Source organism: Burkholderia sp. FL-7-2-10-S1-D7, from assembly GCF_001524185.1.
GTDB classification, from domain to species: Bacteria; Pseudomonadota; Gammaproteobacteria; order Burkholderiales; family Burkholderiaceae; genus Burkholderia; species Burkholderia diffusa.
The window spans coordinates 1-2,783 of record NZ_LOWY01000080.1 but is presented as its reverse complement, the minus strand read 5'-3'; the positions used below and the strand labels follow the sequence as shown (position 1 = coordinate 2,783).

3 protein-coding genes are annotated in these 2,783 nt (G+C 64.4%); all 3 read left to right on the top strand.

The genetic code is table 11. The features are described from left to right. Positions 1–9: 9 nt before the first annotated feature. Entirely contained in the window at positions 10–378 is a 369-nt protein-coding gene (sdhD, locus tag WS75_RS24190) for a succinate dehydrogenase, hydrophobic membrane anchor protein (RefSeq protein WP_006399546.1), read from the top strand. A 3-nt stretch (positions 379–381) separates the two neighbouring features. Beyond that, positions 382–2,157 (top strand): succinate dehydrogenase flavoprotein subunit, encoded by a 1,776-nt coding sequence (sdhA, locus tag WS75_RS24185; RefSeq protein WP_059683999.1) that lies wholly within the window; start codon positions 382–384, stop codon positions 2,155–2,157. A gap of 21 nt (positions 2,158–2,178) precedes the next feature. Further along, the coding region (locus WS75_RS24180) for a succinate dehydrogenase iron-sulfur subunit (protein ID WP_059683997.1) at positions 2,179–2,783 on the top strand (605 nt) is incomplete at its 3' end.

The window sequence follows — 2,783 nt, the reverse complement described above, 5'->3', positions numbered from 1 at the left end:
TCTAAGAAAATGGCAGCCAATAACCGAATCGGCTCGAAGCGCCTCGTCGTCGGCGCTCACTACGGCCTGCGCGACTGGCTCGCGCAGCGCGTCACCGCCACGATCATGGCGGTCTACACGGTCATTCTGCTCGTCCTGTTCTTCGGCGCGCACGACTTCTCGTACGAAGGCTGGGCATCGATCTTCTCCGCGCAATGGATGAAGCTCGCGACCTTCGTGACGCTGCTTTCCCTCTTCTACCACGCATGGGTCGGCGTGCGCGACATCTGGATGGACTACGTGAAGCCCGTCGGTGTGCGCCTGCTGCTGCAATCGCTGACCATCGTCTGGCTGCTCGCATGTGCGGGCTACGCCGCGCAGATTCTCTGGAGAGTGTAAAGAATGGCTGCAATCAAAACTTCCCTGCCGCGCCGCAAGTTCGACGTGGTGATCGTCGGCGCGGGCGGCTCGGGCTTGCGCGCAGCGCTGCAACTGTCGCGCGCGGGCCTGTCGGTCGGCGTGCTGTCGAAGGTGTTCCCGACCCGTTCGCACACGGTGGCCGCACAGGGCGGCATCGGCGCGTCGCTCGGCAACATGAGCGAAGACAACTGGCACTTCCACTTCTACGACACGATCAAGGGTTCCGACTGGCTCGGCGACCAGGACGCGATCGAGTTCATGTGCCGCGAAGCACCGAACGTCGTGTATGAACTGGAACACTTCGGCATGCCGTTCGACCGTAACGCGGACGGCACGATCTACCAGCGCCCGTTCGGCGGCCACACCGCGAACTACGGCGAGAAGCCGGTCCAGCGCGCTTGCGCGGCCGCCGACCGTACCGGTCACGCGCTGCTGCACACGCTGTACCAGCAGAACGTCGAGGCGAAGACGCAGTTCTTCGTCGAATGGATGGCGCTCGACCTGATCCGCGACGCGGACGGCGACGTGCTCGGCGTGACGGCCCTCGAGATGGAGACGGGCGACGTCTACATCATGGAAGGCAAGACGACGCTGTTCGCGACGGGCGGCGCAGGCCGGATCTTCGCGGCGTCGACCAATGCGTTCATCAACACCGGCGACGGCCTCGGCATGGCCGCGCGCTCGGGCATCGCGCTGCAGGACATGGAGTTCTGGCAGTTCCACCCGACCGGCGTGGCCGGCGCGGGCGTGCTGATCACCGAAGGCGTGCGCGGCGAAGGCGGCATCCTGCGCAACGCGAACGGCGAACGCTTCATGGAACGCTACGCACCGACGCTGAAGGATCTGGCGCCGCGTGACTTCGTGTCGCGTTCGATGGACCAGGAAATCAAGGAAGGCCGCGGCGTCGGTCCGAACAAGGACCACGTGCTGCTCGACCTGTCGCACATCGGCGCCGAGACGATCATGAAGCGTCTGCCGTCGATCCGCGAAATCGCGCTGAAGTTCGCGAACGTCGATGCGATCAAGGAACCGATCCCGGTCGTCCCGACGATCCACTACCAGATGGGCGGCATCCCGACCAACATCCATGGTCAGGTCGTCGGCACGTCGCGCGGCCACAAGGATCCGGTCAACGGCTTCTACGCAGTGGGCGAGTGCTCGTGCGTGTCCGTGCACGGCGCGAACCGCCTCGGCACGAACTCGCTGCTGGACCTCGTGGTGTTCGGCCGTGCGGCCGGCAACCACATCGTCGAGCACGTGAAGAACCAGAAGGAACACAAGCCGCTGCCGGCCGATGCAGGCGAATTCTCGCTGGCGCGTCTGAACAAGCTCGACAAGTCGTCTTCGGGCGAGTACACGCAGGACGTCGCCAACGACATCCGCGCGACGATGCAGAAGCACGCAGGCGTGTTCCGCACGTCGGCACTGCTGAAGGAAGGCGTCGATCAGATGGCCGGCCTGAAGGCGCGTGTGGAAAGCATCCACCTGAAGGACAAGTCGAAGGTGTTCAACACCGCGCGCGTCGAAGCGCTCGAGCTGGAGAACCTGATCGAAGTCGCGCGCGCGACGATGGTGTCGGCGGAAGCGCGCAAGGAAAGCCGCGGCGCGCACGCACACAGCGATTACGAACACCGCGACGACGACAACTGGCTGCGCCACACGCTGTGGTACAGCGAGGGCGATCGCCTCGACTACAAGCCGGTTCAAATGAAGCCGCTGACGGTCGACTCCGTGCCGCCGAAGCCGCGCACGTTCTAAGCCGAGTCAAAGGAATCCGAAATGGCAAAACGCATTTTTGAAGTCTACCGCTACGATCCGGACAAGGACGCGGCGCCGCGCATGCAGACGTACGAGCTCGAGATCAAGCATGAGCGCATGCTGCTCGACGCACTGGTCAAGCTGAAGGCCGTGGACGAGACGCTGTCGTTCCGCCGCTCGTGCCGTGAAGGCGTGTGCGGCTCCGACGCGATGAACATCAACGGCAAGAACGGTCTGGCGTGCCTGACGAACCTGAACGACCTGCCGCAGAAGATCGTGCTGCGCCCGTTGCCGGGCCTGCCCGTCGTGCGCGACCTGATCGTCGACATGACGCACTTCTTCAACCAGTATCACTCGATCAAGCCGTACCTGATCAACGACGCGCCGCCGCCGGAGAAGGAACGCCTCCAGTCGCCGGAAGAGCGCGACGAGCTCGACGGCGTGTACGAGTGCATTCTGTGCGCGAGCTGCTCGACGTCGTGCCCGAGCTTCTGGTGGAACCCGGACAAGTTCGTCGGCCCGGCCGGCCTGCTGCAGGCTTACCGCTTCATCGCGGACAGCCGCGACACGGCCACCGGCGAGCGTCTCGACAACCTGGAAGACCCGTACCGTCTGTTCCGTTGCCA

Coding starts and splice junctions, on each gene's coding strand:
- sdhA (WP_059683999.1), top strand. CDS start 382: ATGGCTGCAATCAAAACTTCCCTGCCGCGCCGCAAGTTCGACGTGGTG.
- sdhD (WP_006399546.1), top strand. CDS start 10: ATGGCAGCCAATAACCGAATCGGCTCGAAGCGCCTCGTCGTCGGCGCT.